Origin of the sequence: Solilutibacter silvestris (assembly GCF_050574925.1) — a bacterium.
Classification (GTDB): Bacteria; Pseudomonadota; Gammaproteobacteria; order Xanthomonadales; family Xanthomonadaceae; genus Solilutibacter; species Solilutibacter silvestris_A.
On record NZ_JBCMOO010000002.1, the window covers coordinates 1,192,787 to 1,218,249 of the forward strand.

The 25,463-nt window shown below is 65.7% G+C and carries 24 protein-coding genes and 1 pseudogene; 13 read left to right on the forward strand and 12 right to left on the reverse strand.

Annotation, left to right across the window (positions count from 1 at the left end; all coding sequences use genetic code 11):
- The first annotated feature begins 53 nt into the window (after nt 1-53).
- On the forward strand, nt 54-443 hold the full coding sequence (locus ABE093_RS06160; protein ID WP_430759949.1) for an MAPEG family protein: 390 nt from the start codon (nt 54-56) through the stop codon (nt 441-443).
- Here ABE093_RS06160 and ABE093_RS06165 read toward each other — a convergent pair.
- Both ABE093_RS06165 and tyrS read right to left on the reverse strand, forming a co-directional pair.
- Nucleotides 440-1,114 (reverse strand): toprim domain-containing protein, encoded by a 675-nt coding sequence (locus tag ABE093_RS06165; protein ID WP_430759950.1) that lies wholly within the window; start codon nt 1,112-1,114, stop codon nt 440-442. The two genes, ABE093_RS06160 and ABE093_RS06165, sit on opposite strands and share 4 nt — an antisense overlap.
- 24 nt (nt 1,115-1,138) lie before the next feature.
- Complete coding sequence (tyrS, locus tag ABE093_RS06170) at nt 1,139-2,350, reverse strand: tyrosine--tRNA ligase (protein WP_430759951.1); 1,212 nt, start codon at nt 2,348-2,350, stop codon at nt 1,139-1,141.
- A gap of 162 nt (nt 2,351-2,512) precedes the next feature.
- Here tyrS and ABE093_RS06175 point away from each other — a divergent pair, with 162 nt between their 5' ends.
- From ABE093_RS06175 to ABE093_RS06185, 3 genes are read left to right on the forward strand one after another with little or no spacing between them, the layout of a single operon-like run.
- Complete coding sequence (locus ABE093_RS06175; protein WP_430759952.1) at nt 2,513-3,940, forward strand: peptidoglycan DD-metalloendopeptidase family protein; 1,428 nt, start codon at nt 2,513-2,515, stop codon at nt 3,938-3,940.
- Nucleotides 3,941-3,942: 2 nt separating this feature from the next.
- Nucleotides 3,943-5,067, forward strand: a complete 1,125-nt coding sequence (locus ABE093_RS06180) for an anhydro-N-acetylmuramic acid kinase (protein ID WP_430759953.1) — start codon at nt 3,943-3,945, stop codon at nt 5,065-5,067.
- Nucleotides 5,064-6,224 carry an acyltransferase family protein gene (locus ABE093_RS06185; RefSeq protein WP_430759954.1) on the forward strand — a complete coding sequence of 387 codons (1,161 nt, stop codon included), beginning with the start codon at nt 5,064-5,066 and terminating at the stop codon, nt 6,222-6,224. The genes ABE093_RS06180 and ABE093_RS06185 overlap by 4 nt, the downstream gene beginning before the upstream one ends.
- Before the next feature lie 3 nt (nt 6,225-6,227).
- On the opposite strand, the gene ABE093_RS06190 is transcribed toward ABE093_RS06185, so the two are convergent.
- Together ABE093_RS06190 and ABE093_RS06195 are read right to left on the reverse strand one after the other, a co-directional pair.
- Nucleotides 6,228-7,595 carry an AmpG family muropeptide MFS transporter gene (locus ABE093_RS06190; protein WP_430759955.1) on the reverse strand — a complete coding sequence of 456 codons (1,368 nt, stop codon included), beginning with the start codon at nt 7,593-7,595 and terminating at the stop codon, nt 6,228-6,230.
- 8 nt (nt 7,596-7,603) lie between these two features.
- Nucleotides 7,604-8,422, reverse strand: coding sequence for an exodeoxyribonuclease III (locus ABE093_RS06195; RefSeq protein WP_430759956.1), 819 nt, complete (start codon nt 8,420-8,422; stop codon nt 7,604-7,606).
- A gap of 110 nt (nt 8,423-8,532) precedes the next feature.
- On the opposite strand from ABE093_RS06195, the gene pyrE reads away from it, so the two are divergent.
- Complete coding sequence (gene pyrE, locus ABE093_RS06200; protein ID WP_430759957.1) at nt 8,533-9,186, forward strand: orotate phosphoribosyltransferase; 654 nt, start codon at nt 8,533-8,535, stop codon at nt 9,184-9,186.
- The gene (locus ABE093_RS06205; RefSeq protein ID WP_430759958.1) at nt 9,161-9,853 is read left to right on the forward strand and encodes a hypothetical protein; all 693 of its coding nucleotides are present in this window, start codon (nt 9,161-9,163) and stop codon (nt 9,851-9,853) included. The genes pyrE and ABE093_RS06205 overlap by 26 nt, the downstream gene beginning before the upstream one ends.
- A 7-nt stretch (nt 9,854-9,860) precedes the next feature.
- Here ABE093_RS06205 and ABE093_RS06210 read toward each other — a convergent pair whose 3' ends face one another.
- The 3 genes and pseudogenes from ABE093_RS06210 to coaBC form a co-directional block, all read right to left on the reverse strand.
- Entirely contained in the window at nt 9,861-12,170 is a 2,310-nt protein-coding gene (locus ABE093_RS06210; RefSeq protein ID WP_430759959.1) for a phosphomannomutase/phosphoglucomutase, read from the reverse strand.
- Between the two features lie 28 nt (nt 12,171-12,198).
- Nucleotides 12,199-12,657, reverse strand: a complete 459-nt coding sequence (gene dut / locus ABE093_RS06215; protein WP_430759960.1) for a dUTP diphosphatase — start codon at nt 12,655-12,657, stop codon at nt 12,199-12,201.
- Nucleotides 12,654-13,855, reverse strand: a pseudogene (coaBC, locus tag ABE093_RS06220) (bifunctional phosphopantothenoylcysteine decarboxylase/phosphopantothenate--cysteine ligase CoaBC). The gene dut and the pseudogene coaBC overlap by 4 nt, the downstream one beginning before the upstream one ends.
- Before the next feature lie 116 nt (nt 13,856-13,971).
- Between coaBC and radC the strand changes: the two are divergent.
- From radC to ABE093_RS06255, 7 genes are all read left to right on the forward strand, one after another.
- Complete coding sequence (gene radC / locus ABE093_RS06225; RefSeq protein ID WP_430759961.1) at nt 13,972-14,646, forward strand: RadC family protein; 675 nt, start codon at nt 13,972-13,974, stop codon at nt 14,644-14,646.
- 63 nt (nt 14,647-14,709) lie between these two features.
- On the forward strand, nt 14,710-16,398 hold the full coding sequence (gene argS, locus ABE093_RS06230; protein WP_430759962.1) for an arginine--tRNA ligase: 1,689 nt from the start codon (nt 14,710-14,712) through the stop codon (nt 16,396-16,398).
- A complete protein-coding gene (locus ABE093_RS06235; RefSeq protein WP_430759963.1) occupies nt 16,399-17,292 on the forward strand; it encodes an SPOR domain-containing protein in 894 nt (297 codons plus the stop codon).
- 75 nt (nt 17,293-17,367) lie between these two features.
- Nucleotides 17,368-17,742 carry a hypothetical protein gene (locus ABE093_RS06240; RefSeq protein WP_430759964.1) on the forward strand — a complete coding sequence of 125 codons (375 nt, stop codon included), beginning with the start codon at nt 17,368-17,370 and terminating at the stop codon, nt 17,740-17,742.
- Nucleotides 17,739-18,323, forward strand: a complete 585-nt coding sequence (locus ABE093_RS06245; RefSeq protein ID WP_430759965.1) for a methyltransferase family protein — start codon at nt 17,739-17,741, stop codon at nt 18,321-18,323. Before ABE093_RS06240 ends, ABE093_RS06245 begins: the two co-directional genes overlap by 4 nt.
- A 51-nt stretch (nt 18,324-18,374) precedes the next feature.
- The gene (locus ABE093_RS06250; RefSeq protein ID WP_430759966.1) at nt 18,375-19,133 is read left to right on the forward strand and encodes an SDR family NAD(P)-dependent oxidoreductase; all 759 of its coding nucleotides are present in this window, start codon (nt 18,375-18,377) and stop codon (nt 19,131-19,133) included.
- Nucleotides 19,130-19,588: a DMT family transporter gene (locus tag ABE093_RS06255; RefSeq protein WP_430759967.1), complete on the forward strand. Its 459-nt coding sequence runs from the start codon at nt 19,130-19,132 to the stop codon at nt 19,586-19,588. The genes ABE093_RS06250 and ABE093_RS06255 overlap by 4 nt, the downstream gene beginning before the upstream one ends.
- Here the strand turns inward: ABE093_RS06255 and ABE093_RS06260 are convergent, their stop codons facing one another.
- The 5 genes from ABE093_RS06260 to ABE093_RS06280 form a co-directional block, all read right to left on the reverse strand.
- A complete protein-coding gene (locus ABE093_RS06260; RefSeq protein ID WP_430759968.1) occupies nt 19,589-21,529 on the reverse strand; it encodes a hypothetical protein in 1,941 nt (646 codons plus the stop codon). It abuts the gene before it with no gap.
- A gap of 360 nt (nt 21,530-21,889) precedes the next feature.
- Nucleotides 21,890-23,047, reverse strand: coding sequence for an acyltransferase family protein (locus tag ABE093_RS06265; protein ID WP_430759969.1), 1,158 nt, complete (start codon nt 23,045-23,047; stop codon nt 21,890-21,892).
- A gap of 6 nt (nt 23,048-23,053) precedes the next feature.
- Entirely contained in the window at nt 23,054-23,791 is a 738-nt protein-coding gene (locus ABE093_RS06270) for a LytR/AlgR family response regulator transcription factor (protein WP_430760102.1), read from the reverse strand.
- Nucleotides 23,791-24,870: a sensor histidine kinase gene (locus ABE093_RS06275; RefSeq protein ID WP_430759970.1), complete on the reverse strand. Its 1,080-nt coding sequence runs from the start codon at nt 24,868-24,870 to the stop codon at nt 23,791-23,793. The genes ABE093_RS06270 and ABE093_RS06275 overlap by 1 nt, the downstream gene beginning before the upstream one ends.
- Complete coding sequence (locus ABE093_RS06280; RefSeq protein ID WP_430759971.1) at nt 24,870-25,397, reverse strand: nuclear transport factor 2 family protein; 528 nt, start codon at nt 25,395-25,397, stop codon at nt 24,870-24,872. Before ABE093_RS06280 ends, ABE093_RS06275 begins: the two co-directional genes overlap by 1 nt.
- Between the last annotated feature and the right edge of the window lie 66 nt (nt 25,398-25,463).

The window sequence follows — 25,463 nt, forward strand, 5'->3', positions numbered from 1 at the left end:
GCGGCACGCTAGCATCGTCGGCACCGGGCCCAGCCCTTGCCGACGACTGCGCGATGACCATCCCCTATCTCTGCATCCTGATCGCTGCGCTGTTGCCCTACATCTGGGTGACGATCGCCAAGGCGGCCGGCGACAAGTACGACAATCGCGATCCGCGCGGCTGGCTGGCCCAGCAGGACAATGCCCGCGCGCATCGCGCCAATGCGGCGCAGTTGAACGGGTTCGAGACCTTCCCGGCCTTCGCCGCGGCGGTGCTGATGGCGCAGTTCGCCGGCGTCGATCACGCGCGGATCACCTGGCTGGCGATCGGCTTCGTGGTGTTCCGCGTGCTGCATGGCGTGTTCTATGTCGGCAATCGCCACCAGATGCGCAGCCTGTCGTGGTTCCTGGGGTTCTTCTGCGTGCTCGCGCTGATGGGAATGGCGATCGCACGGGTTGCCTAAAGATTCAGGCCCGCCAATACCGCCTCGACATCCTCGTAATTGGCGCGGCGACACTGGCGCGTGCGCGGATCGACGCAGGTGCGTCGCAGCAACTCCGGCGGCAAGCTGCCCAGCCCGAGATGGCGATGGCAGTCCGCGTGTCCGCCCATCGCCCTTTTCAACGCATCGCGATGCGCAGGCGAATACGCCTGCACCACTTCGCCGGTGACGGGGTTGGTGAGCGTGAACATCGGCGGCCGCACGATCCACACCTGCTCGCATTCCAGCAGCGTCGGCAGCCAGCGCGCGAAGTACAGCAACATCAGTGCAGTAATGTGGATGCCGTCGGCATCGGGATCGAACAGCAGCATCACGCGCTCGAAGCGCATCTCCTGCGGGCCGTTGGCGGGCTCGTCCATGATTGCATCGGGCAAGCCCAGCGCCTGCGCGATCTGGCGATAGAGGATGTTGTCGCGCACTTTCGCGGCGTCGGCGCGCCAGGCGTTCAGCGGCTTTCCCTGCAGCGGCAGCACCGCCTGCGTGCGGGCATCGCGCAGGGCAAGCACGGAACGCGCGGCGGAATCACCTTCGACCAGGATCAGTTCGCAGCCGGCGCCATGCGCCTGGCTGTCGGAGAATTTGGCCTGCGATTGCGAATAACGTCCGGCACCCATCGACTCAGTGTGCGCCATGTCGGTTGCAGGGGTTGAGACGACTTACTGCGCGACCAGTTTCACCCGCGCGAAGTTGCGCTTGCCGACCGCCAGCACGCCTTCGAAGCCGGGCTGGAAGACGTGCGCACCATCCTCGAACACCTCGCCGTTGATGCGCACCGAACGCTCCTTGAGCTTGCGGTTGGCCTCGGAATTGCTTGGCGTGATGCCGGCAGCGGTGAGCAGCGCGCTGATGCGCAGCCCTTCTGCCGGAATCGCGATCTCGTGCAGCGGCAGGTTGGTGACATCGCCTTCCCCGCGCACCGCGGCATGCCAACCGGCGATCGCGGTATCGGCTTCGGCGCCACCCTGGAAACGTGCCGCCAGTTCGCGCGCCAGGCGCAGCTTCACGTCGCGCGGATTGAGCTGTCCGCCTTCAATCGCCGTGCGCAACTGCTTCGCCTCATCGATGGGGATCTCGAAGCTGAGCAGGTCGATCCACTTCCACATCAGCTCGTCGCCGATCTTCATCGTCTTGGTCACGATGTCGATCGCCGGCTCGTCGATGCCGATGTAGTTGCCCAGCGACTTCGACATCTTGTGGACGCCATCGAGACCCTCCAGCAACGGCATCGTCAACACGATTTGCGCGGGCTGGCCGTGGTGCTCCTGCAGGCCGCGACCCATCAATAGGTTGAATTTCTGGTCGGTGCCGCCGAGCTCGACGTCGGCCTTGAGCGCCACCGAGTCGTAGCCCTGCACCAGCGGATAGAGGAATTCGTGGATGGCGATCGACTGCTGCGCGGCATAACGCTTGGCGAAATCGTCGCGCTCGAGCATGCGCGCCACGGTGTGCTGCGCCGCCAGCTTGATCATGTCGGCGGAATTCATCTTGTCGAACCACTCGCTGTTGAAGCGCACCTCGGTGCGGTCCTTGTCGAGCACCTTGAACACCTGGGTCGCGTAGGTCTCGGCATTGCGCGCCACGTCCTCGCGGGTCAGCGGCTTGCGGGTGATGTTCTTGCCGGTGGGGTCACCGATCATCCCGGTGAAGTCGCCGATCAGGAAGATCACCTGGTGGCCGAGGTCCTGGAACTGCCGCATCTTGTTGAGCAGCACGGTATGGCCGAGGTGCAGGTCGGGGGCGGTGGGATCGAAGCCGGCCTTGATCCGCAGCGAGCGTCCGAGCTTCAGCCGCGCCTCCAGCTCCTCCCGCTTGAGCAGCTCATCGGCCCCACGGGCAATCAGATCGAGGTCGGAGGCAGCAGCAGACACGGCAAATTCCTGAATGGGGAGAAATGGAGAGGGCGAAACGTCAACATTACGTTAAACCGTCTGCCCCCTGAAAATCCAATGGAATCATGGATTTGACCCGGGCCGACGGCTGTCCTAAGGTGCCCGCTTCCGGCGGTTTTCACGCCGTGTGGACTCTGCTGAATGAAAGACCCGATTGCTGACGCAGCGCGCCGCTCCCATCTGCGCCAACTCCGCGAAGCCGCTCTCACTCGCCACGTCATCTCGCGCCTGCCGCCGGGCTTCCATGGCCGCTGGACGCATCGCCACTGGGCGCATGCCAGCCTGCTGGCCAGCATCGCCGTGCTGTGCGCAGTCCTGGTGCCGGGCATGGACCACGCTTTCGCGCGCCCGATCAACACGCCGCTGGCGTCGCTGGCATTGCCGCTGCCGCAAGTGAGCCAGCCGGTGCCCAAGGCCGCTGGCCAGTGGGCCGTGGTCAACCTGCGCAAGGGCGAGTCGGTAAACGCGTTGCTGGGTTCGCTGGGCGTGAGCAAGGCGCAGATCGCGCAGATGATGAAGTCGCCGGATGCGCGCGCCTCGCTGGCGAAGCTGCGTCCCGGCTCCGAGCTGTCGATCGACGCGCCGGGCAATGGCCTGCTGCGCGCGATCCGCTTCCAGCGCGGCGGCGACAAGGTCGAACTGAGCATGAAGGATGGCGGCGCCGTCGACGCCAAGGTACTGCCGCAGGAAACCGAAATCCGCACGGTGGTGCTGTCGGGCACGGTCGGCGACAACCTGTGGGAATCGGCGCGCAAGGTCGGCCTGACCCATGCCAACGTCGAGGAAATGACCGACGAGATCTTCAAGTACGACATCGACTTCGATTCCGACCTCTCGCCAAACGATCGCTTCAGCGTGGTCGTCGACCAGGCGTGGAAGAACGGTGAACTGGTGACGACCAGCGGCGTGCTCGCCGCGGCCTTCACCGTCGATGGCGAGTTGCACACCGGCTTCCGCTACATGCGCGACGGCAAACTTGAATATTTCTCCGCCGATGGCCGCTCGCTGAAGCGTCCCTTCATCCGCATGCCGATTCCGTATGCGCGCCTGTCCTCGACCTTCGGCAACCGCATGCATCCGATCCTCGGTCGCATGAAGATGCACAAGGGCGTCGATTACGCCGCCAGCGTCGGCACGCCGATCATGGCCGCAGGCGACGCCCGGGTGAAGTTCGTCGGCCAGCAACATGGCTACGGCAACGTGGTCGAACTTGATCACGGCAGCGGCCAGAGCACCTTCTACGCGCACATGTCGCGCTTCGCCCACATCCGTCCCGGCGAACGCATTTCGCAGGGCACGGTGATCGGCTACGTCGGCAGCACCGGCCTGTCCACCGGTCCGCACCTGCACTACGAATTCCGCGTCAACGGCGTCTATCGCAATCCGCTGACGGTGACGATGGCGCCGCCGGCGCCGCTGTCCGGCGCGATGCTGGCGGCCTATCGCCAACAGACCCAGCGCGCGATGGCCAAGATCCGCACGGTCGAGAAGATCATCTATCCCGACATGGACCACGACACCGTCGTCGCCAGCGCTGCCCTGGCGCCAACCAAGTCGGCCCGCAACTGAGCATGGCCGCCGCCGACGGCCTCTACATCGGCTTGATGTCGGGCACCAGCGTCGATGCCATCGATGCCGCGCTGGTGCGCTTCGACAACCGCGCCGGCCGCCTCCATGCCGAATGCCTGCACGCCCTCGCGCAACCGTGGGACGACGCGCTGCGCCAGCGCCTGCTCACGCTCGGGCAGGGCGTCGACGTCTATTCGATCGACGAGCTCGGCGAACTCGACCATGAAGTCGGCGCCGCCTTCGCCGCGACCGCGAATCGCTTGATCGCCGAAGCGAACATCGATCGCGCGCAGGTCAATGCGATCGGGTCGCATGGCCAGACGCTGCGCCATCGCCCCTATTCCAAGTCGCCTTTCACATTGCAGATCGGCGATCCCAATCTTGTCGCCGAACGCACCGGCATCACCACCATCGGTGACATCCGCCGTCGCGACATGGCCGCGGGCGGACACGGCGCGCCGCTGCTTCCCGCGCTGCACGCCGCCTTGCTGCACGACCCTGGTGAAGATCGCGCCGTGTTGAACCTGGGCGGCATCGCCAACGTCACGCTGTTGCCCGCGCATGGCGACGGTGTGCGCGGCTGGGACACCGGCCCGGCGAATGCGTTGATGGACATCTGGTGCGAACGCCACACCGGTGAACGCTACGACCGCGACGGCGCGATGGCGGCATCGGGACAGATCGATCCGTTGCTGCTCGATCGCCTGCTCGACGATCCGTGGTTCGCCACGCCGCCGCCGAAGAGCACCGGACGCGAACATTTCCACATGCGCTGGCTGGAAGCGCGCCTGCGCGGCGGTGAATCGCCCGCCGACGTGCAGGCGACGCTGGCGGAACTGAGCACGCGCACGGTCGCCGACGCGTTGAATTCGACCCTGCCGGGCGTGCGTCGCGTGCTGGTCTGCGGTGGCGGCGCGCACAACCCGGTGCTGATGGCCAAGCTCGCGCAACACCTGCCGCAGGCGGCGGTGGAATCGGTCGCGCGGCACGGCATCGATCCCGACCACGTCGAGGCGATCGGCTTCGCGTGGCTGGCGCGCCAGACCATGCTCGGCCTGCCCGGCAACCTTCCGTCGGTGACCGGCGCTCGCGGACCGCGCGTGCTTGGTGCAATCTACCCGGCTTGAACGCCCAGCCAGCCGCCGCAAAACTCGCCCCGGTCGAAGCCATCCGCGGGCTCGCCTGCCTGCAGGTGGTGTGCTCGCACTTCGCGCTGGTGTTCTGGCCGTGGCTGCACGCGTTCTGGGGCGTCGCCGATCCCGACGATCATCCGGTCCAGCGCTTCGTCCACGATTCGCCGTTCGCCTTCCTCTATTCCGGCAGCGCGGCAGTCTTCATCTTCTTCGTGCTGAGCGGCTACATCCTCACCCATGTCGCCTTCGGCCGCAGCGGGCGCGATGTCTTCGGCCTGGTGTTGAAGCGTTATCCGCGCCTGGCCTTGCCGTGCATCGCCGCCTGCGTGTTCGCATGGGCGGTGATCGAGTGGATGAACGTCGATTACAGCGATCTCTCGGTGTGGATCCAGGGCTACGGCGATTTCCCGGCATCGTTCTTCGGCGCCCTGCGCAACGGCGCCTGGGAGGTCTTCATCACTGGGCAGAGCCGCTACAACCCGATCCTGTGGACGATGCGGATCGAGCTGTGGGGGTCCTGGATGATCTTCGCGCTGTGCTACGCGCTCAATCGCTGGTCGCGGTTGCGCATGTTGCTATTGCTCGCGTGTGCCGGCGTGTTGGCATGGCTGGGCGCGACCAAGGTGCTCGACGAGGAAATGACCTATGGCCTGCTCGCCTTCGTGATCGGCAGCATGGTGCGCCTGTACCTGCGCGACCTGTCCGGCATCGCATCGCTGCTGATGCTGGCCGCCGGGCTGTATTTCGCCGGCGTCCACAACACCTCGGCCTCGTATGCATGGATGCAACCGCTGCTCGGCGAACACGCCTACATGGTCGGCAACTTCATCGCCGGCGCGCTGATCGTCGCGGCGCTGTTGCACAACGCGCTATTCGCGAAGCTGGCCGCGACGCGCCTGCTGATGTTCCTCGGCAAGGTGTCGTTCTCGGTCTACCTGATCCACCTGTGCATCGTCGCCAGCCTCGCCGCGATGATCTTCAATGCACTTCAGGCACGTGACTGGGACTACGACGTCTCGGCGATCATCGCCTGCGCGATCGTGCTGCCGGTGATCTATCTCGTCGCGACGGTGTTCCATCGCTTCGTCGATTCACCAGCGATCACGTTCTCGAACAAGTTCCGCGACCGGCTGCTGCCGCGGCGGCGCTGAGCCTCAGCGCGCGCCTGGCTCCGCGGCATCCACGCCCGTGGTTTCGCCGCGACGCTCGCGCCACAGCATCCACAGCAGCAGGCACATCGCCGGGATCGCGATCGCAGCCGTGTAGGTGAAGAACACCGGATAGCCCCAGGCATTGACGATCTTGCCCCACTGGCTGGCCAGCGACTTCGCCGGCAGGCTCCACAGCGTGCCGAACAGCGCGTATTGCGTCGCCGTGTAACGCGCGCTGGTCAGCGACGACATGTAGGCGATGAACGACGTGCCGGCGATCCCGTTGGCGAGGTTGTCGGCGCTGACGATCGTCGCCAGCCACGCCAGCGTCGGCTTGGTCGCCGCCATGTGCGCGTACAGCAGGTTGGCGACGCTCAGCATCACCAGGCCGAACAGCATGGTCCGCAGCAGGCCGATGCGACGCACCAGGATTCCGGCCAACACCGCACCGACCATCGTCATGATCACGCCGTACACCTTCGACACCAGCGCGATTTCCTTCAGCGTGAATCCCATGTCGATGTAGAACGGATTCGCCGCCACGCCCATCGTGGTGTAGTTGAAGCGGAAAGTGATGATCAAAAGCAGGATCGGCAGGCCGATCTTCAAACCCTTGCGCTGGAAGAAATCGGCGAACGGGCAGACCACCGCGCCCACCAGCCATGCCACCAACTTGCGCGGTGCTTCCGGCCACTGCGCTGCGTATTGCTCGAACCGTTCCACCAGCGGCTCCGGCGGCAAGGCCGCGCGATCAACGCGCGCGCTCGGTTCGGCGATCACGAAGGTGGTGATGATGCCGACGAAGGCGCAGGCCGCCATGATCAGGTACGACGTCATCCAGCCGTAGCCCGCGGCGGCCGTCAACGCACCGGCGCCAGCGCAGATCAGCGCGACCTGGTAGCCGATCTGGTAGGCCGCGGCCATGCCACCCTGGTCTTTTTCCTCGGCGGCCTCGATGCGGTAGGCATCGACGGCGATGTCCTGCGTCGACGAAGCGAACGCTGTGAACACCGCAAGCATCGCCATGCGCGCGACATCGACAACGGGATCGGTGGTGGCCATCATCACCAGCCCGATCACGATGCACGACTGCGCCAGCAGCATCCAACTGCGGCGACGCCCCATGCGTTGCAGGATCGGGATGGGCAGGCGATCGACGATGGGCGCCCAGAAATATTTCAGCGAATACGCCAACCCCACCAGGCTGAAGGTGCCGATGGTGGCGCGGTTGATCCCGGACTGGCGCAACCACGCCGACAGCGTCGTCAGCACCAGTGCGAACGGCAGGCCCGAGGAAAACCCGAGGAACAGCATCGCGCGCACGCGCGGATTAGCGTACACGCCCAGCGACTGGGCCCAGCGCCCGCTCATCGATGTATTCAACGCGGAAACTCCCGGGTGGCGTAGTCGACCAAGTAGGGCGCGTGGTCGGAGAATTTCGGTTCGGCGAAGATCTCGGCATGCCGGATCGATTCGGCAAGCTTGGGCGTCACCAGCTGATAGTCGATGCGCCAGCCGACGTTGTTGGCGCGCGCCGCACCACGCTGGCTCCACCAGCTGTATTCGACGACATCGGGCTTGGCGACGCGGAAGCTGTCCTTCCACCCGTGTTGCGGCGACTCCACCAATCCGTCGCCGCAAGCGTCGGCGATCATCGAATTCATCCACGCGCGCTCGTGGGGCAGGCAGCCGGAATTCTTCTGGTTCCCGGTCCAGTTCTTGATGTCGTTCTTCGCGCGGACGATGTTCCAGTCGCCGCACAACACGTATTCGCGGCCGCTGGCCAGCCATTCGTCGAAGATCGGCCGCAACCATGCCATCACGTCTTCCTTCCAGGCCTGGCGCACTTCGCCCGAAGTCCCTGACGGAATGTAGAAGCTCACCACCGAGATGTTGCCGAAGCGCGCTTCGATGTAACGCCCTTCCTCGTCGAAGTCGCTGCGGCCGAGGCCGGTGCGGACCTCATCGGGTTCATGGCGACTGTAGATCGCCACGCCGCTGTAGCCCTTCTTGGTGGTGGCATCGCGGAACCACGACTTGTAGCCGGCCGGCTGCAGCGCCGGCACGCGCAACTGGTGTTCCTGCGCCTTGGTTTCCTGCACGCACAGGACGTCGATGTCCTGCTTGCCGAACCAGTCGAAGAAGCCTTTCGTGGTCGCGGATCGCAGGCCGTTGGCGTTGAAACTGAGGATGCGCATGGAGTGCCGGAATGGGAGGGACAGCGAAGAGTAGCCGATCGGCGACGGCGTTCCCCATTCACCCTGCGGGCTTATCATTTCACCCATCTGCCTCGCTCCCGGCCCTATCCATGCGCGAACGTTTCCTCGAGCTCGCCCTCGCCGCCGACGCCCTGCGCTTCGGCGAATTCACCCTGAAGTCGGGGCGCATCAGCCCGTATTTCTTCAACGCCGGGCGCTTCGACACCGGCGCGCGCTTGGCTGGCCTCGCGTCGTGCTACGCCGATGCCATCGAACATGCCGGCATCAAGGCCGACGTGTTGTTCGGACCGGCCTACAAGGGCATTCCGCTGGCCACCGCGGTCGCCTGCGAACTGTCGCGGCGCGGCCGCGACGTTGGCCTCGCCTTCAATCGCAAGGAAGCCAAGGACCATGGCGAAGGCGGCACCCTGGTCGGGGCGTCGATGCAGGGCAAGCGCGTGCTGATCATCGATGACGTCATCACCGCCGGCACCGCGATCCGCGAGGCGCTCGACCTGGTCGCGGGCGGTGGCGGCATCGTCTCCGGCATTGTCGTCGCGCTCGATCGCCAGGAAGTGCTGGACGATGGCGACCGCCGCTCGGCGGTGCAGCGCGTCCGCGACAGTGCCGGCGTCCCCGTGATCGCTGTCTCAACACTCGACGATCTCCTCGAGTGGAGCGCCCGCGATGGCGCCTCGGGTGCTGACCAACCCGCCCTGCTGGCGTATCGTGCGCGCTATGGAAGCACGTCGACCGAACCCTGACCTGCGACGCCTCGCCACCGCGGCCAGCCTGGCCGCGGCATTGGGCGTTGCATTGTCCGCGCAGGCGCAGACCAAGCCAGGGGGCAAGACCGTCAGCTGCTGGACCGAGCACGGGCAAACGGTGTGCGGCGACGCCATCCCGACCAGCGCCGCCAACAGCGCGCGACGCGAGATCAATGCCAGCGGGGTGACGGTCCAGACCTTTCCGCGTCCGCTGACGCCGAGCGAGCAATCGGCCAAGGACGCCGCCGACAAGACCGAAGCCGCGCGCGCTGCCGCGCAGGCCAGCCAGGCCCGCCAGCAGATGGCACTGGCGACGACCTATCCCAGCGAAGACGCGTTGCGCAAGGCATATGGCGAACGTTCGCAAAACGTCCATGCCTCGCTGGTGGCCGCGCAAGCGAGCCTGGCCAGCCACCGCCTGGAGCTGTCGCGCTCGCTGCTGCGCGCCGCCAACAACGAATTGCAGGGCAGACCGGTCGCCAAGGCACTGAACGACACCATCGCCCAACAAGCGAGCGCAGTGAATACCGCCTACACCGACCTGCAACACAAACGCGACGAATACGCGTCGATGGACGGCGAGCTGCAGCAGGCGCTGCAGCAATATCGCGACTACAAGCAGAACGGCGGCATCGCTCCGGCGGCGGCGACACCGCAACCTTGATCGACGGTTAGAACGTCAGTTCCAGCGCAGGATCGACCGCGCGCAGGCGGCTGCGGAACAACGCCTGCACTTCCTCCAGGCGCTCCTGGGTATTCGCTTCGAAGCGCAGCACCAGCACCGGCGTGGTGTTGGACGCACGCACCAATCCCCAGCCATCGCTCCAGTCCGCGCGCACGCCGTCGAGCGTGGTCACGCGCGCGCCATCGAAGCCGCCATTCGCCACCAGCTTCTCGACGAAGGCGTGCGGATCGGCGACCGGCACCTTGATCTCGGGGGTGGAGATCGATTCCGGAATCTCGGCGAACACCACATCGGCGTCCTCGCTGCGACGCGCGAGGATTTCGAGCAGGCGCGCCGCCGAATAGATGCCGTCGTCGAAGCCGTACCAGCGCTCCATGAAGAAGAAGTGGCCACTCATCTCGCCGGCGAGCTCGGCTTCCTCTTCGCGCATCTTCGACTTGATCAGCGAATGACCGGTCTTCCACATCAGCGGGCTGCCGCCGCGGCCCATGATGTAGGGCGCCAGCGCGCCGGTGCACTTCACGTCGTAGACGATGATCGCACCGGGGTTGCGTTCCAGCACGTCGGCCGCGAACAGCATCAGCATACGGTCGGGGAAGATGTTGTGGCCCTCGGGCGTGATCACGCCGAGGCGATCGCCATCGCCGTCGAAGGCGACGCCGAGATCGGCCTTGCGGGTCTGCACGATGTGGCGCAGGTCCTCGAGGTTGTGCGGTTCGCTGGGATCGGGGTGGTGGTTGGGGAAGTTGCCGTCGATCTCGCAGAACAGCGGGAACACGTTGGCGCCGATCGCTTCCAGCACGCGCGGGCCGAGTTCGCCGGCGACGCCGTTGCCGGCATCGACCACCACGTCGAGCGGACGCTCGAGGCGGATGTCGGACGCGATGCGGTTGACGTAGTCGTCGGAGATGTCGCGCTCCTCGACGCGGCCGAGCTGTTCGGCTTCGTACAGCGTGCCTTCGGCAATCCGCGTATAGAGCGCGGTGATGGTGGCGCCGGACAGCGTCTCGCCGCCGACCACGATCTTGAAGCCGTTGTAGTCGGGCGGGTTGTGGCTGCCGGTCACCGCCACGCAGCAGCCGGTGCGCAGGTGATAGGCGCCGAAATACACCAGCGGCGTCGGCGCGAGGCCGATCGAAATCACGTTGCGGCCGGCGCGGCGCAGGCCTTCGGTCAGGCCACTGACGAGATCCGGACCTGAAAGCCGGCCATCGCGACCGATCACGATGTCGTAGAGGCCGTTCTCGTGCATCAGCGTGCCGATCGACTGGCCGATCTGGCGCGCGACATCGATGCTCAATGTCTTGCCGACGATTCCGCGAATGTCGTACGCGCGGAAGATACCGGGATCGGGCAATGCGGGGCCATCGGTCTTTGCCGCCTCCGCCTTGGTCGCGGCAGCTTCCGCGGCGGCGGCCTGGTTCTGGGCCGTGAGGTCGCCGACGGTCGGTTCATCGCTGTCCACCGCGGTCGCAGCCGCTTCGTCTTCCACCGCCGTTTCCGGCTTCGCCGCGCGCTGGCGCAACCACAGCAGCGCGATGCCGGCGCCGACCAGCAGCAACGCGAGAATCGCCGTCATCACCCGGCCGAAACCGAGCGGACCGGGCTCGACCTGCGTGGCATACGCGAACAGCGTCCAGTCGCTGCCCTTGATCGGCGCCGAGGATTTTTCGCCTTCGGATTCCAGTCCCTTGTCCCCGGTTTGCGCCAGCGTCGCGTCCGCCTGTTTGAGCGCGAGATAGCCGCCGCCGGCATCCGCCTTCGCCACTGCATCGGTCAACGCCTTTGCCGGCTGCGCGGCCACGGCGACCGCGGCGCCACCGGCAACGGGAAGCGCGATCAGCAATTTCGGCTGTCCTCCATCGCGCGCGATCACCACCGCGGGTTTGCCGTTGGCGAGCGCCGTCTGCGCCACGCCGGCCCGGCCATAACCGCTGGCGGGCAATGCGACCATCATGGTTTGCAGGTCGGCGGCCATGACTTCGGCATGCTCGCTGCCCGGCCATGCCGTCGCCAATGCTTGCGACGCGCTTGCATAATCGTTGGTCTGCGCCGCGGCGATCACCGCCGGCGCCTGCGCGGCCTTCTGTGCCACTGCCAGTTGTTTCCCCAACGCGGAAGACACGGCGTTGGCGACGCCATCGCGACTGGCGGCAAGTTGCGCCGTTTGCCCGGATTCGCGCCATTGGCGCACGGCGGACCATCCGGCCCATGCCCCCAGCAGCACCAGCACAATGGCCAGCAGCGGCAGCATGCGCTTCATCGATCCGGCATCGCCCAGGCTCAGCGTCTTCATCGTCATTCGTTCCTTGTCGCAGGCAGGCTTATCGCAAGCCCGTGTGGCCAAATCCGCCCGCACCGCGAGCGCTGTCTTCGAATGCGTCGACCACATCCAGTGCCACGCGCACGATCGGCATGACCACCAGCTGCGCGATGCGATCCCCCGGCGCCATCGTAAAAGCCTCGCGCCCGCGATTCCACACGCTGATCATCAGCGGTCCCTGGTAGTCGGCGTCGATCAGGCCGGTGCCGTTGCCGAGCACCAGTCCGTGCTTGTGGCCAAGCCCGGAACGCGGCAGCACCAGCGCGCACAGCGTCGGATCGGCGAGGTGGATGGCGATGCCCGACGGCACCAGTTCGGCCTGCCCCGGCTCGATCGTCAGCGGCGCATCGAGGGCGGCGCGAAGATCGAGCGCGGCGCTGGACGCCGTGGCGTATTCCGGCAACGACCACTCGCCGCCGAAGCGCGGGTCGAGCAGCTTGATCTGCAAAACGTGGTTCATGCGTTCGAAATTCTCTCTTCGATGAGGTCGAGCAGGCCTTCGGCGACCACGCGCTTGCTCTCGGGTCCGAGGCGGCGTTGGCCGTCCGCCCAGATCACGTCGAGCGTGTTGTCGTCGGATTCGAAGCCGCAGCCGGCGATGCCGACGCGGTTGGCCGCGATCATGTCGATGCGTTTGGCCGCCAGCTTGCCGCGCGCGTAGGTTTCGACATCGTTGGTTTCGGCGGCAAAGCCGACGACAAGGCGCGGGCGCTGCGCGGCGGTGGCGACATCGGCGAGGATGTCGGCGGTCTTCACCAGTTCCAGCACCAGCGTGTCCTGGCCCGGCACTTTCTTGAGCTTGTGGCCGGCAACGGCGCGCGGGGTGAAATCGGCGACCGCTGCGGTCCCGATGTAGACGTCGGCCGGCAATGCCGAAAGCACGGCATCGTGCATTTGCGCGGCCGAACGCACGTCGATGCGCTGCGCGCCTGTCGGCGTCGCCAGGTGCACCGGCCCGGCGACCAGCACCACCCGCGCGCCGCGTGCGATCGCCGCTTCGGCGATGGCGAAGCCCATGCGGCCACTGCTGCGATTGCCGATGAAGCGCACCGGATCGATATCCTCGAAAGTCGGGCCCGCGCTCACCAGGATGCGTTTGCCGTCCAGCACGCTCACGACGACGCTTTCCCTGCCAGGGCCGCAACGATCTCGGCCGGCTCGCTCATCCGTCCCGGACCGCTTTCGCCCTCGGCCAGCGGACCGTCGTTCGGTCCGACGATCTGCACGCCGCGCGCGCGCAGCGTCGCGATATTGGCCTGGGTCGCCGGATGCTTCCACATCACGTGGTTCATCGCCGGACACACCGTCAGCGCCGCGGTCGAGGCAAGGCACAACGTGCTCACCAGGTCGTCGGCAAAACCGTGTGCGAGCTTCGCCAGCGTGTTGGCGGTTGCCGGTGCGACGACGATCCGGTCGGCCCAACGCGCCAGTTCGAGATGGCCCATCGCGGCTTCCGCATGTGCGTCCCACAATGAAGTGCGCACCGGGCGGTGGCTGAGCGCCTGGAAGGTTTGCGCAGTCACGAAGCGCTGCGCATTCTCCGTCATCGCCACCTGCACCTCGGCGCCGGACTCGCGCAGACGGCGCACCAGTTCGGCGGACTTGTAGGCGGCGATCCCTCCGCACACGCACAGCAGGATGTTGGCAGGGGCGGCCATGACGGCATTTTCCGACGCACTCACAGGTTGCCAGCTTACCCGATGCCCCTCGAAATCCGATGCCGCCCCGCGCCGGCAAACGCCAGAGTGGGTGGCAGATCAAGCTTCGAACGACCATGCACATCCACGACTGGCCCGAACACGAACGCCCCCGGGAAAAGCTGCTGCGCCGCGGTGCCGGCACGCTTTCCGACGCCGAATTGCTGGCCCTGTTCCTTGGCTCCGGCCTGCGCGGACAGGATGCGGTGACGACCGCGCGCAGCCTGCTGGCCGATACCGGTGGCGTCCGCGGATTGCTCGATCGCGACGCCACCGGATTGACCGAACTCCACGGCCTCGGCCCGGCCCGCGCCTGCCGGCTGGCCGCCGCGCTGGAATTGGGCAGTCGCCACCTGGCCGGGCAGCTGCAACGCGGCGAGGCGATGGCCAATCCCGACGTCGCCGCCCGCTACTTCAGCCAACGCCTGCGCGCGCAACGCCGCGAGGTGTTCGCGGCCCTCTTCCTCGACACCCGCCATCGCAGCCTCGCCTTCGAGGAGCTGTTCCAGGGCAGCATCGACGGCTCGGAAGTCCATCCGCGCGAAGTGGTACGGCGCGCGCTTGCCCATAACGCGGCGGCGGTGATCGTCGGCCACAACCACCCCAGCGGCAATCCCGAGCCCAGCGCCGCCGATCGCACGGTCACCCAGCGCCTGAAGCAGTCGCTGGCGCTGATGGACATCCGCCTGCTCGATCATTTCATCGTCGGCGACGGCCCGGCGGTGTCGATGGCGGCACGCGGGATGGTGTGAACACCGGGGCCACGGCCCCGAAGCCGTACAATGCACGGCTATCAAGCCGTCCCCAGAAATCCCGTGAAATCCCAGCTCCGCGCCCTCGTTTCGCAGGGCATCGACGCCCTGGTCGCCGCCGGCATCCTGCCCGCCGACACCGCCGCTCCCGACTTCGTGATCGAACGTCCCAAGGAGCGCGCCCACGGCGATTTCTCCAGCAATGCCGCGATGCTGCTGGCCAAGGCCGCACGCAGCAATCCGCGCGCGCTGGCCCAGCAACTGGTCGAGGCGCTGCCGAAGAACGACGCCGTCGCCCGCGTCGAGATCGCCGGACCCGGCTTCATCAACTTCCATCTCGCGCCCGAGGCCTGGCAGCAGGTGGTGCGCGACGTCCACGCCCGGGGCGCCGATTACGGCCGCAACACCGGCCACGCCGGGCAGATGGTGGGCGTGGAATACGTTTCGGCCAATCCGACCGGCCCGCTCCACGTCGGCCACGGCCGCGCCGCGGCGATCGGCGATTCGATCGCGCGCGTGCTCGCCGCCAACGGCTGGAAGGTGATCCGCGAGTTCTACTACAACGATGCCGGCGTGCAGATCGAGAATCTCGCGCGTTCGGTGCAGGCGCGCGCGCAGGGCCTCAAGCCCGGCGACGCCGAATGGCCGGCCGACGCCTACAACGGCGACTACATCGCCGACGTCGCGCAAAGCTACCTGCGCGGCGACAGCGTCGAGATCGAAGGCAATGTCGTCACCGGCAAGAACGATGCCGGCGACCTCGATGCCATCCGCAAGTTCGCCGTCGCCGCCTTGCGTCGCGAACAGAACGCCGACCTCGATGCCTACGGCGTCGGCTTCGACAACTATTTCCTCGAATCGTCGCTGTACGCCGACGGCAAGGTGGAAGAAACCGTGCAGCGCCTCGCCGCCGCCGGCCACACCTACGAGGAAGGCGGCGCGCTGTGGCTGCGCACCACCGATTTCGGTGACGACAAGGACCGCGTGATGCGCAAGTCCGACGGCACCTACACCTACTTCCTGCCCGACGTCGCCTACCACCTCGGCAAGTGGCAACGCGGCTGGCTGCGCGCGGTGACCGAACTCGGCGCCGACCACCACGGTTCGCTGATGCGGGTGAAGGCCGGCCTGCAGGCGCTCGATCTCGGCATCCCCAAGGGCTATCCCGACTACGTGCTGCACCAGATGGTCACCGTGATGCGCGGCGGCGAGGAAGTGAAGCTTTCCAAGCGCGCCGGTAGCTACCTCACCCTGCGCGACCTGATCGAGGAAGTCGGCAAGGACGCGGTGCGCTGGTTCCTGGTCGCGCGCAAGCCCGATTCGCAACTCACCTTCGACATCGACCTGGCGCGTTCGCAGTCGAACGACAACCCGGTCTATTACGTGCAGTACGCCCACGCGCGCGTCTGCAGCCTGCTGCGCCAGGCCGGGGAAAAAGGCTTCGTGGTCGACATCGCTTCCGGACTGGCGAACCTCCAGGCCGTCGGCGACGACGCCAGCCGCGAGCTCATGCGCGAACTCTCGCGCTTCCCGGAAGTGGTGGAACAAGCAGGCATCGACCTCGAGCCGCATGCCATCGCCCAGTACCTGCGCGAACTGGCGACGGCTTTTCACACCGCGTATCACGCGCAGCCGGTACTTGTGCAAGCTGAAGCCGAACGCAATGCGCGTCTGGCACTGTGCACCGCGACCGCGCAGGTGCTGAAGAATGGTTTGGATTTGCTGGGCATGACTGCCCCGGAGACGATGTAAATGGCGCAACAACGCGGACGCTCGCAGGCCCGACGCAGTGGCGGTGGCGGTAGTGGTGGATCGGGCATGCCGGGCTGGGCCTGGCTGGTGATGGGCGTGCTGCTGACGCTGGTGGTGGTGATCGGCGCGCCGCGCCTGATGAAGGCCAAGGGCGATGGCGGCTTCTTCAAGCCGACCCCGAATCCGGATGCCAAGGCGGAAACCGCCGCGCCGGCGGAAGAAGTTGCACCGGCGCCAACGGCCGCCGCGACGCCGACCGCCGATGCCGCGGCCAAGCCGGCCGATGCCAAACCCGTTGCCGGCGACGATTACTCCTTCTACGACGTGCTGCCCAAGAACGAGGTGCGCCTGTCCGACGCGCAACTCGCGGCGATGGCGCAGGCGGAAGCCAAGCGCAAGGCCGACGCCGCCAAGGCCAAGCCGAAGACCGACGCCGACCAGGGCAGCAGCACTGGATTGCCGCAGCCGATCGATTCCGCGCAGAAGGTCGCCAAGGCCGAACCGGCAAAGGCGCAGGCGACTCCGCACCCCGCCGCCACGGCGCCGGCGAGCAAATCGAAAGACGATGACGATGATGTCCCGGCGCCGGTGACCGTCGCCCACGCCAAGGCCGCCGATGGCGCCAGCGTGCCGATCTCCAAGCCGGTCGAAGCCACCAACGCGACGCCGTACATCCTGCAGGCCGGAGCCTTCGGCGATGCCGGCCAGGCCGAGGCGGTGAAGGCGAAGATCGCCATGCTCGGGCTGAATGCCCGGGTGGAATCGGCGGATGTCGGCGGCAAGACGGTCTATCGCGTGCGCATGGGGCCGTACGCCAGCGCCGGCGAACTGGCCGGCGCCAAGTCGAAGCTGTCCGGCGGCGGCGTCGCCGCGGTCGCGGTCAAGGCCCGCTAGGCAAGCATCCGCGGCATTCTCGACCCCTGAGATGCCGGTACGGCACACTGGCGACTCCCTCGAACGGGCGTCGCCATGGCCATAGAATCCGCACTGATCAAACCCGTCGTCGACGCGCTGATGGCGCTGCTGCGTCGTGGCGAGAACGTGCACCTGCAGAACAACGCCGAGAAGGCGCTGCGCGAGGCCATCCGCGAACTGCTGCTGGCCAACCCCGACGAGAACAAGGCGGCGGCGCGCATCGCGATCGCCAAGGCGGCGGGTATCCTCAGCGAAGACGTGGTGCTGGCCGAGGACATGCTGCGCAAGCATCGCGCGACCAAATCGCGTACCGCAGGCAAATCGGCATCGGCGCACCGCAAGCGCAAGCCTGCGGCTGCTCCTGCACCGGAACCCCCGGCTGCGAAACCTGCAGCGCCGAAACCGCGCGCGAAGAAGAAGGCGAAATGACGATGACATTCTCCACGCCGCCGTTCTGGCTGATCCGCGACGCGATGATCCTGTGGGGACTCGGCGAATTCGTGCTGGCAGTGACCCGCCGCGCGACCATCGGGCAATCGCGCGACCAGGGCTCGCTGCGATTGCTCAGCCTGGTGCTGTGGAGTTCGATGGTGATGGCGGTCTATGCCGGCGTCATCCACTGGATACCGTTCCCTTCGGCCATCGTTGCCCCCACCGCATGGCTTGGCCTGTGCCTACTGGTCGCGGGACTGCTCTTGCGCGCATGGTCGATCCGCGTGCTCGCACGTTTTTTCACCGTCGATGTCGCCATCCGCGACGATCACAAGCTGGTACGCAGCGGCCCTTATGCACTGCTGCGCCATCCGTCCTATACCGGCGCACTGATGTGCTTCTACGGTGCCGGACTGGCGCTCGGCAGCTGGGCATCGCTGTTCCTGCTGACGGTACCGCCGACGCTCGCTTTCCTCTACCGCATCCGCATCGAGGAATCGGTGCTGTCGCTGGCCTTTCCGAAGGAATATCCGGAATACACCCGCGCCACCAAGCGCCTGATTCCTTTCGTGTGGTGATCCGGCGCCGCACTGCGGCACAATCGCGGTTCCCCATCCGCATCACCTCCCATGTCGAACAAGATCGCTTTCGTCACCGGCGCCACCTCGGGCTTCGGTCGCGCCATCGCCACGCGCTTCGTCAAGGAAGGCTGGCAGGTCATCGCCAGTGGCCGACGCATGGATCGCCTCGACTCATTGCGTGCCGAACTGGGGGATGCGATCCATCCCGTCAGCTTCGACATTCGCGACGGCACGGCGATTGAAGCCGCGATCGCTGCATTGCCGGAATCGTTGCGCGACATCGATCTGCTGGTGAACAACGCCGGCCTCGCGCTCGGCACCGCACCCGCGCAGAACGCCGATCCCGCACAGTGGAGGCAAATGATCGAAACCAACGTGCTCGGGCTGGTCAACCTCACCCATGTGTTGTTGCCACGATTGATCGCAACGCGCGGCGCCATCGTCAACATCAGTTCGATCGCCGCGACCTATCCCTATACCGGCGGCAATGCCTATGGCGGCACCAAGGCCTTCGTCACCCAGTTCTCGCTCGGCTTGCGCAGCGATCTGCACGGCACCGGCGTGCGCGTGACCAGCATCGAACCGGGTCTCGCCGAAACCGAATTCACCCTGGTGCGCACCGGCGGCAACCAGCAGGCGTCGGACGACCTCTATCGCGGCGCGAATCCGATCACCGGTGACGACATCGCCGATGCAACGTGGTGGATCGCCAACCTGCCACCGCACCTCAACATCAACCGACTGGAAGTGATGCCGACGAGCCAGAGTTTCGCCGGCTTCCAGATCCATCGCGGAGACAAGGCATGAGCGGCAACGCGTGGTGGATGATGGGACTCGCCATCCTGGTCGGCGCGATGCTGCCGCTGCAGGGGCTGATCAATGCACGCCTCGGCGCGCAGATCGGCGGACCCATCGTCGGCGCGTTCGTGTCGTTCCTGGTCGGTTCGATCGTGCTTGGCGCGTATCTCGTCATCGCGCGCCATCAGATTGGATTGGGCGCGGCAAGCGGCATGCCGATGTGGGTATGGATGGGCGGGCTGCTCGGCGCGTTCTATGTCGCCGTCGTCACCCTGCTGATTCCGCGCCTGGGCCCCGCGACGATGATGTGCCTGGTGATCTTCGGCCAGGTCACCGCCGCATTGCTGCTCGACAAGTTCGGCGTGTTGCAGAGCACGCCGCGCACGGTCGACGCCGTGCGGATTGCCGGCGCCGTGCTGGTGATGGCCGGCGTGATCCTGGTTGCGGCGCCGTGGCGGCGGTGATCACTGCACGTTGCAGCTCAGCTTGAACGTCAGCGAACTGCCCGCCGGCAGGTTCACCGAGAGCGTTCCGGCCTGCAAAGCCGCCGGCGTCACTGCGGCAACTGCCGGACAGACTGCGCCACCGGTCGCGGCGCTGCCGTCGCAAGTCAATGTGGGGCATGAACTCAGGCCCGTCGGCAACGCATCCTTGAGCGTTGCACCATTGGCTGCTGCCGGTCCGGCATTGCTCGCAACGATGGTATAGACGGTCGATCCGCCCGAAGTCACCGTCGTCGTTCCATTGCTCTTGGTGATCGACAGGTCGACTTTCGGCGTGTTCGTGATGGTGCAGCTGATGTCATCGCCCGCGGCCAGCGCGATGCCGCTCCAGGCCTGTTCCGTGCCGCTCGCGGCTCCGCTGCCCGTTGGCAATACGGTTCCAGATCCCGTCGCTGCATTGCTGCAACTGATCGACGTCGCATAACCGGTAGATGGCGCCGTCGCCGTGGTGCCACCCTGCAGGATGGTTTCGCGCAATTCGATCGCGGTGCCGGCGGCGAAGAGCACTGCTCCGGTGATTGCCGTTGCCGGTGCGGTCGCGCCGCTGGTGCTGGCGGTATTGGTCTGGATACCGCCGGCATAGATGCGGACCTGCGCCTGGTCGCCGGCGGTCGTGCGTCCGTTCAAGGTCTTCGCCAGCGCCACCCGGCCCGGCGTCATCGTGTCCCGGCAGGCATTGGCATTGATCGTCGTCAGCGGATTCTGCAACGTGGCGGTTGCCTGGTTGTACAAGCCATGCCCGCTGGCTCCGGTACAGGCATCGTTCGCCGTGCTGCCGCCGGAACTGACCTTGCCGCGCACCGTCAGGACATAGGTGTCGGTGCTGCCGCTGGCCAGCGTTCGCCCTCCCGCTGGCTGCAACGTCCATGGCCCGGCGCCTGCCAGGGCATTCGCACTCCCGCCATTGAGCGTATAGGACGCGCTGACGATGCTCACGTCAGGATCGAACCCGGGCGTATCCGTCAATCCGTAGATGGCGTTTCCGTTGCCGGTATTGGCCACGGTGATGGTGTAGCCGATGTCGAACGTATCGGGGCTGCCGGCCACTTGCGCGTAGCTGGTGACGTTCTTGGCCATCGTCAGCTTCGCGTCGTCGTCGATGATGGTGTAGGTGCTGGTGGCCTGGGCGGCTGCACCGCAGGTGCTGCTGGAATTGAGCAGGTAGGCCTTCGGGGTAGCGCCCGAGGCTTGCACCTGGAACTGGATGGTGCGATTCGACTGGACGGTAGTGTTGTCGACGATGGTCACCGGCACCGTGAACAGGCTGCTGGTCGCCGCCGTGCCGTCATAGATGCCTGCGGGCACATTGATGGTCAGCGTGGCGCTGCCGCCGGCCGTGGTGTAATCGACACCGGTCGCCCCGGTTGCGCCGCGCGTGGCAGTCCCGCCGGTGATCGTCACCGTGACCGTCATCGCCGAGAACACGGTGCCGTTCACGCGGATCTGCGGCAGGTTGTTGCCTGCCGCTTCAAGTCCGGAGCTCGATGACTGCACGAATTCCACGAATGGTGCGATCTGGATCTGGATGTTGTCGAGAAGATTGCCCTGCGTGACTCCGCCGGACGAACTGATCGCTTCAAAGCCAAGACTGTTGATGCCGGTGGCACCGCTATAGGTGTAGTTCCCGCTGTAATCGACCCAGCCATTGCCGCCGCTCGCCACCGTGACACCGGCGGACGGGATCGGGGTATCCGTCGCACCCGTGTTCGTCGTTCCCACCCGGACGATCTCTTGCGATGCGCCGACCTTGAACGCCGCGACATCCCGCGTCGTCGAGCTATTGCGTCCGCGATGGCTGAACGTCCAGTTGAAACTCTCGCCATTGATCAAACAGACATTCTGGTAGATGCGCGACGCCGCTTCCGCATTCAGCTCTGCGAAATTGTTGCCCGATCGTGCCACGACACCCAGGAAATTTGTGCGCCAAAGCTCGATGAGAGGTCCGGTGGATGCCGCCGGGGACGTGCAATTTCCCGACCCCGTCATTGACGGGTGGGTGGTATCCCAACCGGGCACGGATGAGCTGGTGACTTGGACGTAACACCCCGTCGCCACATTCCCTGGCGTCAATGCCGGCGATTCGAACCCGGGATTGATCATGCTGCGCTGCACTTGCGCGCCAATGGGGCCTGTCGCCATGACTGCCAACAACAGCAACGCAACCTGTCGTGCCCTATAGCGCAGCCGTTCCCGCGCCATGTTCCTGAACTCCATTGCACTCCCCCAGTGCCGTTCGAATTCACATTCCAAGTGTGAATCGGATTATAGGGGGTCGTTGCTTCCGTCCATGAATACGGTGCTGCCACGCTGCTGTCCACGGCTCGCTTGCGCCGATTGGCCCCGCCGCATGCGCCCTCGCAAACGCAAGCCGGGTCGCTCGACCGCGTAGTGCAACAGTGCGCCCACCGCAATGATCGCCACCGCATACAGCGAAAAAGCCAAGACGCCATGCACGCGGCCATCGATCGCGACATTCACCGCATGCATCACCAGCTTGTGGCTGAGATAGAGGCTGTAGGAAATCGCGGCGATCCAGCCGGCGCCGGGAATGCGCCAGCGTCCGATCCAGCTGTCCCGCTCGGCGGCGGCGAACACCAGCAGTCCGAATGACAGCGACAGCACCGGCCAGCCAATGCTGTTGGCGAGCAACCCACCGCGCTGCGCGTGCAGGGAGAACGAGGCGATCACGCCGAGCACCCCGATCATGATCGCGACATTCGCGTATCCACGCATTCGCTGCCACCAGCGCGCGCGGAACACCCGCATGGCCGCAAGCGCGGCACCCACCAGCAGCCCATCGAGGCGGCACCAGGTCGGGTAATAGAGATCCTCGATGAACCAGTTGCGATCCGGGTCCAGTGCGTTGTCGTGCAGCCAGATCGTGCTGCGCAACGCGATACCGCCAAGCAGTACGAAAGCGATCAGCGAGATCGTCAACAACAGCGAATTGCGGCGGAACCCCCAGGCTGCCAGCAACGGGAACACCAGGTAGAAATGCTCTTCCACGCACAGCGACCATGCGTGCGAGAACGCCGCGTGCGCGTTGTAGTCGACGTCAAGGTTGTAGATGAAGGCTGCGAACTTCCACCATGGCTCCATGCCATCGACTTCGCGCCACGATGGGAACACCAGGTAGATCGCCAGCACCGCCCAGAATGCCGGCAGGATGCGCAGCGCGCGGCGAAGGTAAAAATCGCCGAAATCGATCCGTGCGTGATCGCGCAACTGCTGCAACACCTGTCCGCCGATCAGATAGCCACTGAGCACGAAAAAGATGTCGACGCCCATCCAGCCATATTTCGACAGCCAGCCCCAGTGGTCACCGAGCCCACCGACGATGAAGCTATGGAAAAGCATCACCCACACGATGGCGATGGCGCGCAGGAGGTCGAGGCCGGGTTGGCGTTGCGTGGTGCTCATGCGGCTTCAGTTTCCAAACAGGCGCAGGCGTGCGCGCAAGGTATCGACATAGGTACGGCTCGCGCGCAGCAGGATGCCATCATGCAGGCGCAACAGGGCATCGCGATTGGACAGCGACCGCATTTCCGCCACCCGGTCGATGCGCACGATGACGGAGCGATGGACGCGCAGGAAGCGTTCCCCATCCAGCCGCTCCTGCAATCGCTGCAACGACTCGCGGATCAGGTGGCGCTGGCCAGCGACGTACAGGGCGACGTAATCGCCGTCGGCCTGCAGGTATTCGACGTCCCCCACCGGCACGAAGACACTGCGGCGACCGACGCGCACTTCGAAGCGTTGTGGCTCTTGCGCAGGCGGTGGCGTGCGTTCCGCCGTCTGCGACGATTTCCCCAGGCGCCGACGCGCCCGCGCGATCGCTTCGGCGAAACGTTCGTCATCCAGCGGTTTGAGCAGGTAGTCGATGGCGTCGAGTTCGAACGCCGAGATCGCGAACGATTCATGCGCCGTCAGCAGGATCGCCAGTGGGCGTTCTTCGGGCGGCAGGTTGCGCAGTACATCGATGCCATCCATGCCAGGCATCTGCACGTCGAGCACGACCACATCGGGGCGATGCTCGCGGATTCCCGCGGCCGCGGAAATGCCGTCGCCACATTCACCGACCATTTCGACGTCATCGAACTTCGACAGTTGCACGAGGACGCCGCCGCGCGCCAACGGCTCATCGTCGATCACCAGCACGCGCATCACGCGGCCACCGGGGCCACAACGGGACGCAGCAGGGGAATTTCGATCGTCACTTTGTAACCGGATGCCGTTTCCATCGCGGAAAAATGATGTCGCTCCGGATACAAGCGCGCCAACCGTTCGCGCACATTGGACTGGCCCAACGCGTCACCTTCCCGGGAATCCTCCATCACCACATCCGCACCGTCGTTGCGGACTTGCAGCGACAGACGATCGCCGCGCGCCGCGATATCGATCCCGATGCGGCCCGGAGTGCTGCGCCTGGCGATGCCATGGCGAATCGCATTCTCCACCAGCGGCTGCAACAACAAGGCAGGCACGATGGCATCGAGCACGCCGGCACCGACATTCCATTGCAGTTGCAGGCGCTCGCCCAGGCGCGCCTTTTCGATCGACAGATAGGTTTCGGTCAGCGCCAGTTCCTCGGCCAGCGGCACTTCATGCGAGTGCCCATCCAGCGTCGCGCGCAGGAAGGTGCCGAGCTGGGCGATCATCGTCCGGGCGTCGTCGTCGCGTTTCTCGGCCACTAGTGCCGACACGCCGTTGAGGGCGTTGAACAGGAAATGCGGATGCAACTGGTAACGCAACGCACGCAACTCCGCCTCGCGCGCCGCCAGTTCCGCCTGGCCGAGACGCCGCTGCTCTTCCTTCAACGCAGCGTAATGCCCGATCATCGCGTGGGCGGCGCAGAACGCGATCAACGCCAGCCAACAGCCATCGAGTCCGCTCAACAACTGCCACCACGGGAACGGCATCGGAATCGGCAAGCCCATGACCAGGGCCAGCGCCACGCCCAGTGCGCTGTTCGCCAGCGACATCGCATACGTCGCCGCAAGCAACGCCAGGATCGATGGCCATAGCGCGACGGAATTGCGCCACAACCAGCGCTGCATCACTACCAATGCCGGCACCCACAAGGCATTGGCCACGAGATACAACGCGCGATAAGCCAATGCCTGGCTGTGGCCGAGCGTCGGCAACGCCATCACCAGCAGGCATAGCGCGACCGGCACGGCGGCCAGCCACGCTACCCGCCATGACGGCGGCACCATCGGAATTGCCGGGGAATTCGAATCCATCACATCGATTTGGGTGGACGCACCGAGTAGATGACGGAAATGATCTTCCATCCGGCGTCGGTACGCACCAGTTGCCACATCTCGCGCCCCCAGTTGGTTTCCTTGCCACCATCAAGATAGGAATAATCGAAGTTCACCGATGCGACTTCGCCATCGGTATCGACTTTCACGTCCGAGAACTTCTCCTCGGCCGGCCTGGCATCGGGCTTGACCAGCGAATCGATGAAGCTCAGGTAATTCTCGCCCGGAACGCGGATGGCCTTGTGCACCTCAGGCTTGCGCTTGCGGAGAAGGGCGATGCCGACGTCATCGACCACCCATTGCCAGGTCACCTCTTCCGGCTTGTCGGAAAAGAACAGGCTGGTGAAGGTCGGCTTGTCCCTGTTGATGATGGATGTGCGGAACTGCTCGACGACCTTGTGGATCGCGGCGACGTCGGCGGGGTCGTTCTGCTTCGCCAATGCCGGCTGCAGCCCGGACGCAAGGATGACCAGCGTTGCCAGGACGGTCTTCTTGATCGATGTCATGCGGCTTCTCCGTTGGGAGCCTGCATTAGCCCACGACCAATGCAGCGACACCACGCCTTTGCAGCT

Coding starts and splice junctions, on each gene's coding strand:
- ABE093_RS06195 (WP_430759956.1), bottom strand. CDS start 8,422: ATGCGCATCCTCAGTTTCAACGCCAACGGCCTGCGATCCGCGACCACG.
- ABE093_RS06190 (WP_430759955.1), bottom strand. CDS start 7,595: ATGAGCGGGCGCTGGGCCCAGTCGCTGGGCGTGTACGCTAATCCGCGC.
- ABE093_RS06245 (WP_430759965.1), top strand. CDS start 17,739: ATGACGATGACATTCTCCACGCCGCCGTTCTGGCTGATCCGCGACGCG.
- radC (WP_430759961.1), top strand. CDS start 13,972: ATGCACATCCACGACTGGCCCGAACACGAACGCCCCCGGGAAAAGCTG.
- ABE093_RS06280 (WP_430759971.1), bottom strand. CDS start 25,397: ATGACATCGATCAAGAAGACCGTCCTGGCAACGCTGGTCATCCTTGCG.
- ABE093_RS06250 (WP_430759966.1), top strand. CDS start 18,375: ATGTCGAACAAGATCGCTTTCGTCACCGGCGCCACCTCGGGCTTCGGT.
- ABE093_RS06160 (WP_430759949.1), top strand. CDS start 54: ATGACCATCCCCTATCTCTGCATCCTGATCGCTGCGCTGTTGCCCTAC.
- ABE093_RS06165 (WP_430759950.1), bottom strand. CDS start 1,114: ATGGCGCACACTGAGTCGATGGGTGCCGGACGTTATTCGCAATCGCAG.
- ABE093_RS06275 (WP_430759970.1), bottom strand. CDS start 24,870: ATGGATTCGAATTCCCCGGCAATTCCGATGGTGCCGCCGTCATGGCGG.
- ABE093_RS06175 (WP_430759952.1), top strand. CDS start 2,513: ATGAAAGACCCGATTGCTGACGCAGCGCGCCGCTCCCATCTGCGCCAA.
- dut (WP_430759960.1), bottom strand. CDS start 12,657: ATGAACCACGTTTTGCAGATCAAGCTGCTCGACCCGCGCTTCGGCGGC.
- ABE093_RS06235 (WP_430759963.1), top strand. CDS start 16,399: ATGGCGCAACAACGCGGACGCTCGCAGGCCCGACGCAGTGGCGGTGGC.
- ABE093_RS06180 (WP_430759953.1), top strand. CDS start 3,943: ATGGCCGCCGCCGACGGCCTCTACATCGGCTTGATGTCGGGCACCAGC.
- ABE093_RS06205 (WP_430759958.1), top strand. CDS start 9,161: ATGGAAGCACGTCGACCGAACCCTGACCTGCGACGCCTCGCCACCGCG.
- ABE093_RS06270 (WP_430760102.1), bottom strand. CDS start 23,791: ATGCGCGTGCTGGTGATCGACGATGAGCCGTTGGCGCGCGGCGGCGTC.
- pyrE (WP_430759957.1), top strand. CDS start 8,533: ATGCGCGAACGTTTCCTCGAGCTCGCCCTCGCCGCCGACGCCCTGCGC.
- ABE093_RS06255 (WP_430759967.1), top strand. CDS start 19,130: ATGAGCGGCAACGCGTGGTGGATGATGGGACTCGCCATCCTGGTCGGC.
- ABE093_RS06265 (WP_430759969.1), bottom strand. CDS start 23,047: ATGAGCACCACGCAACGCCAACCCGGCCTCGACCTCCTGCGCGCCATC.
- ABE093_RS06240 (WP_430759964.1), top strand. CDS start 17,368: ATGGCCATAGAATCCGCACTGATCAAACCCGTCGTCGACGCGCTGATG.
- ABE093_RS06210 (WP_430759959.1), bottom strand. CDS start 12,170: ATGAAGACGCTGAGCCTGGGCGATGCCGGATCGATGAAGCGCATGCTG.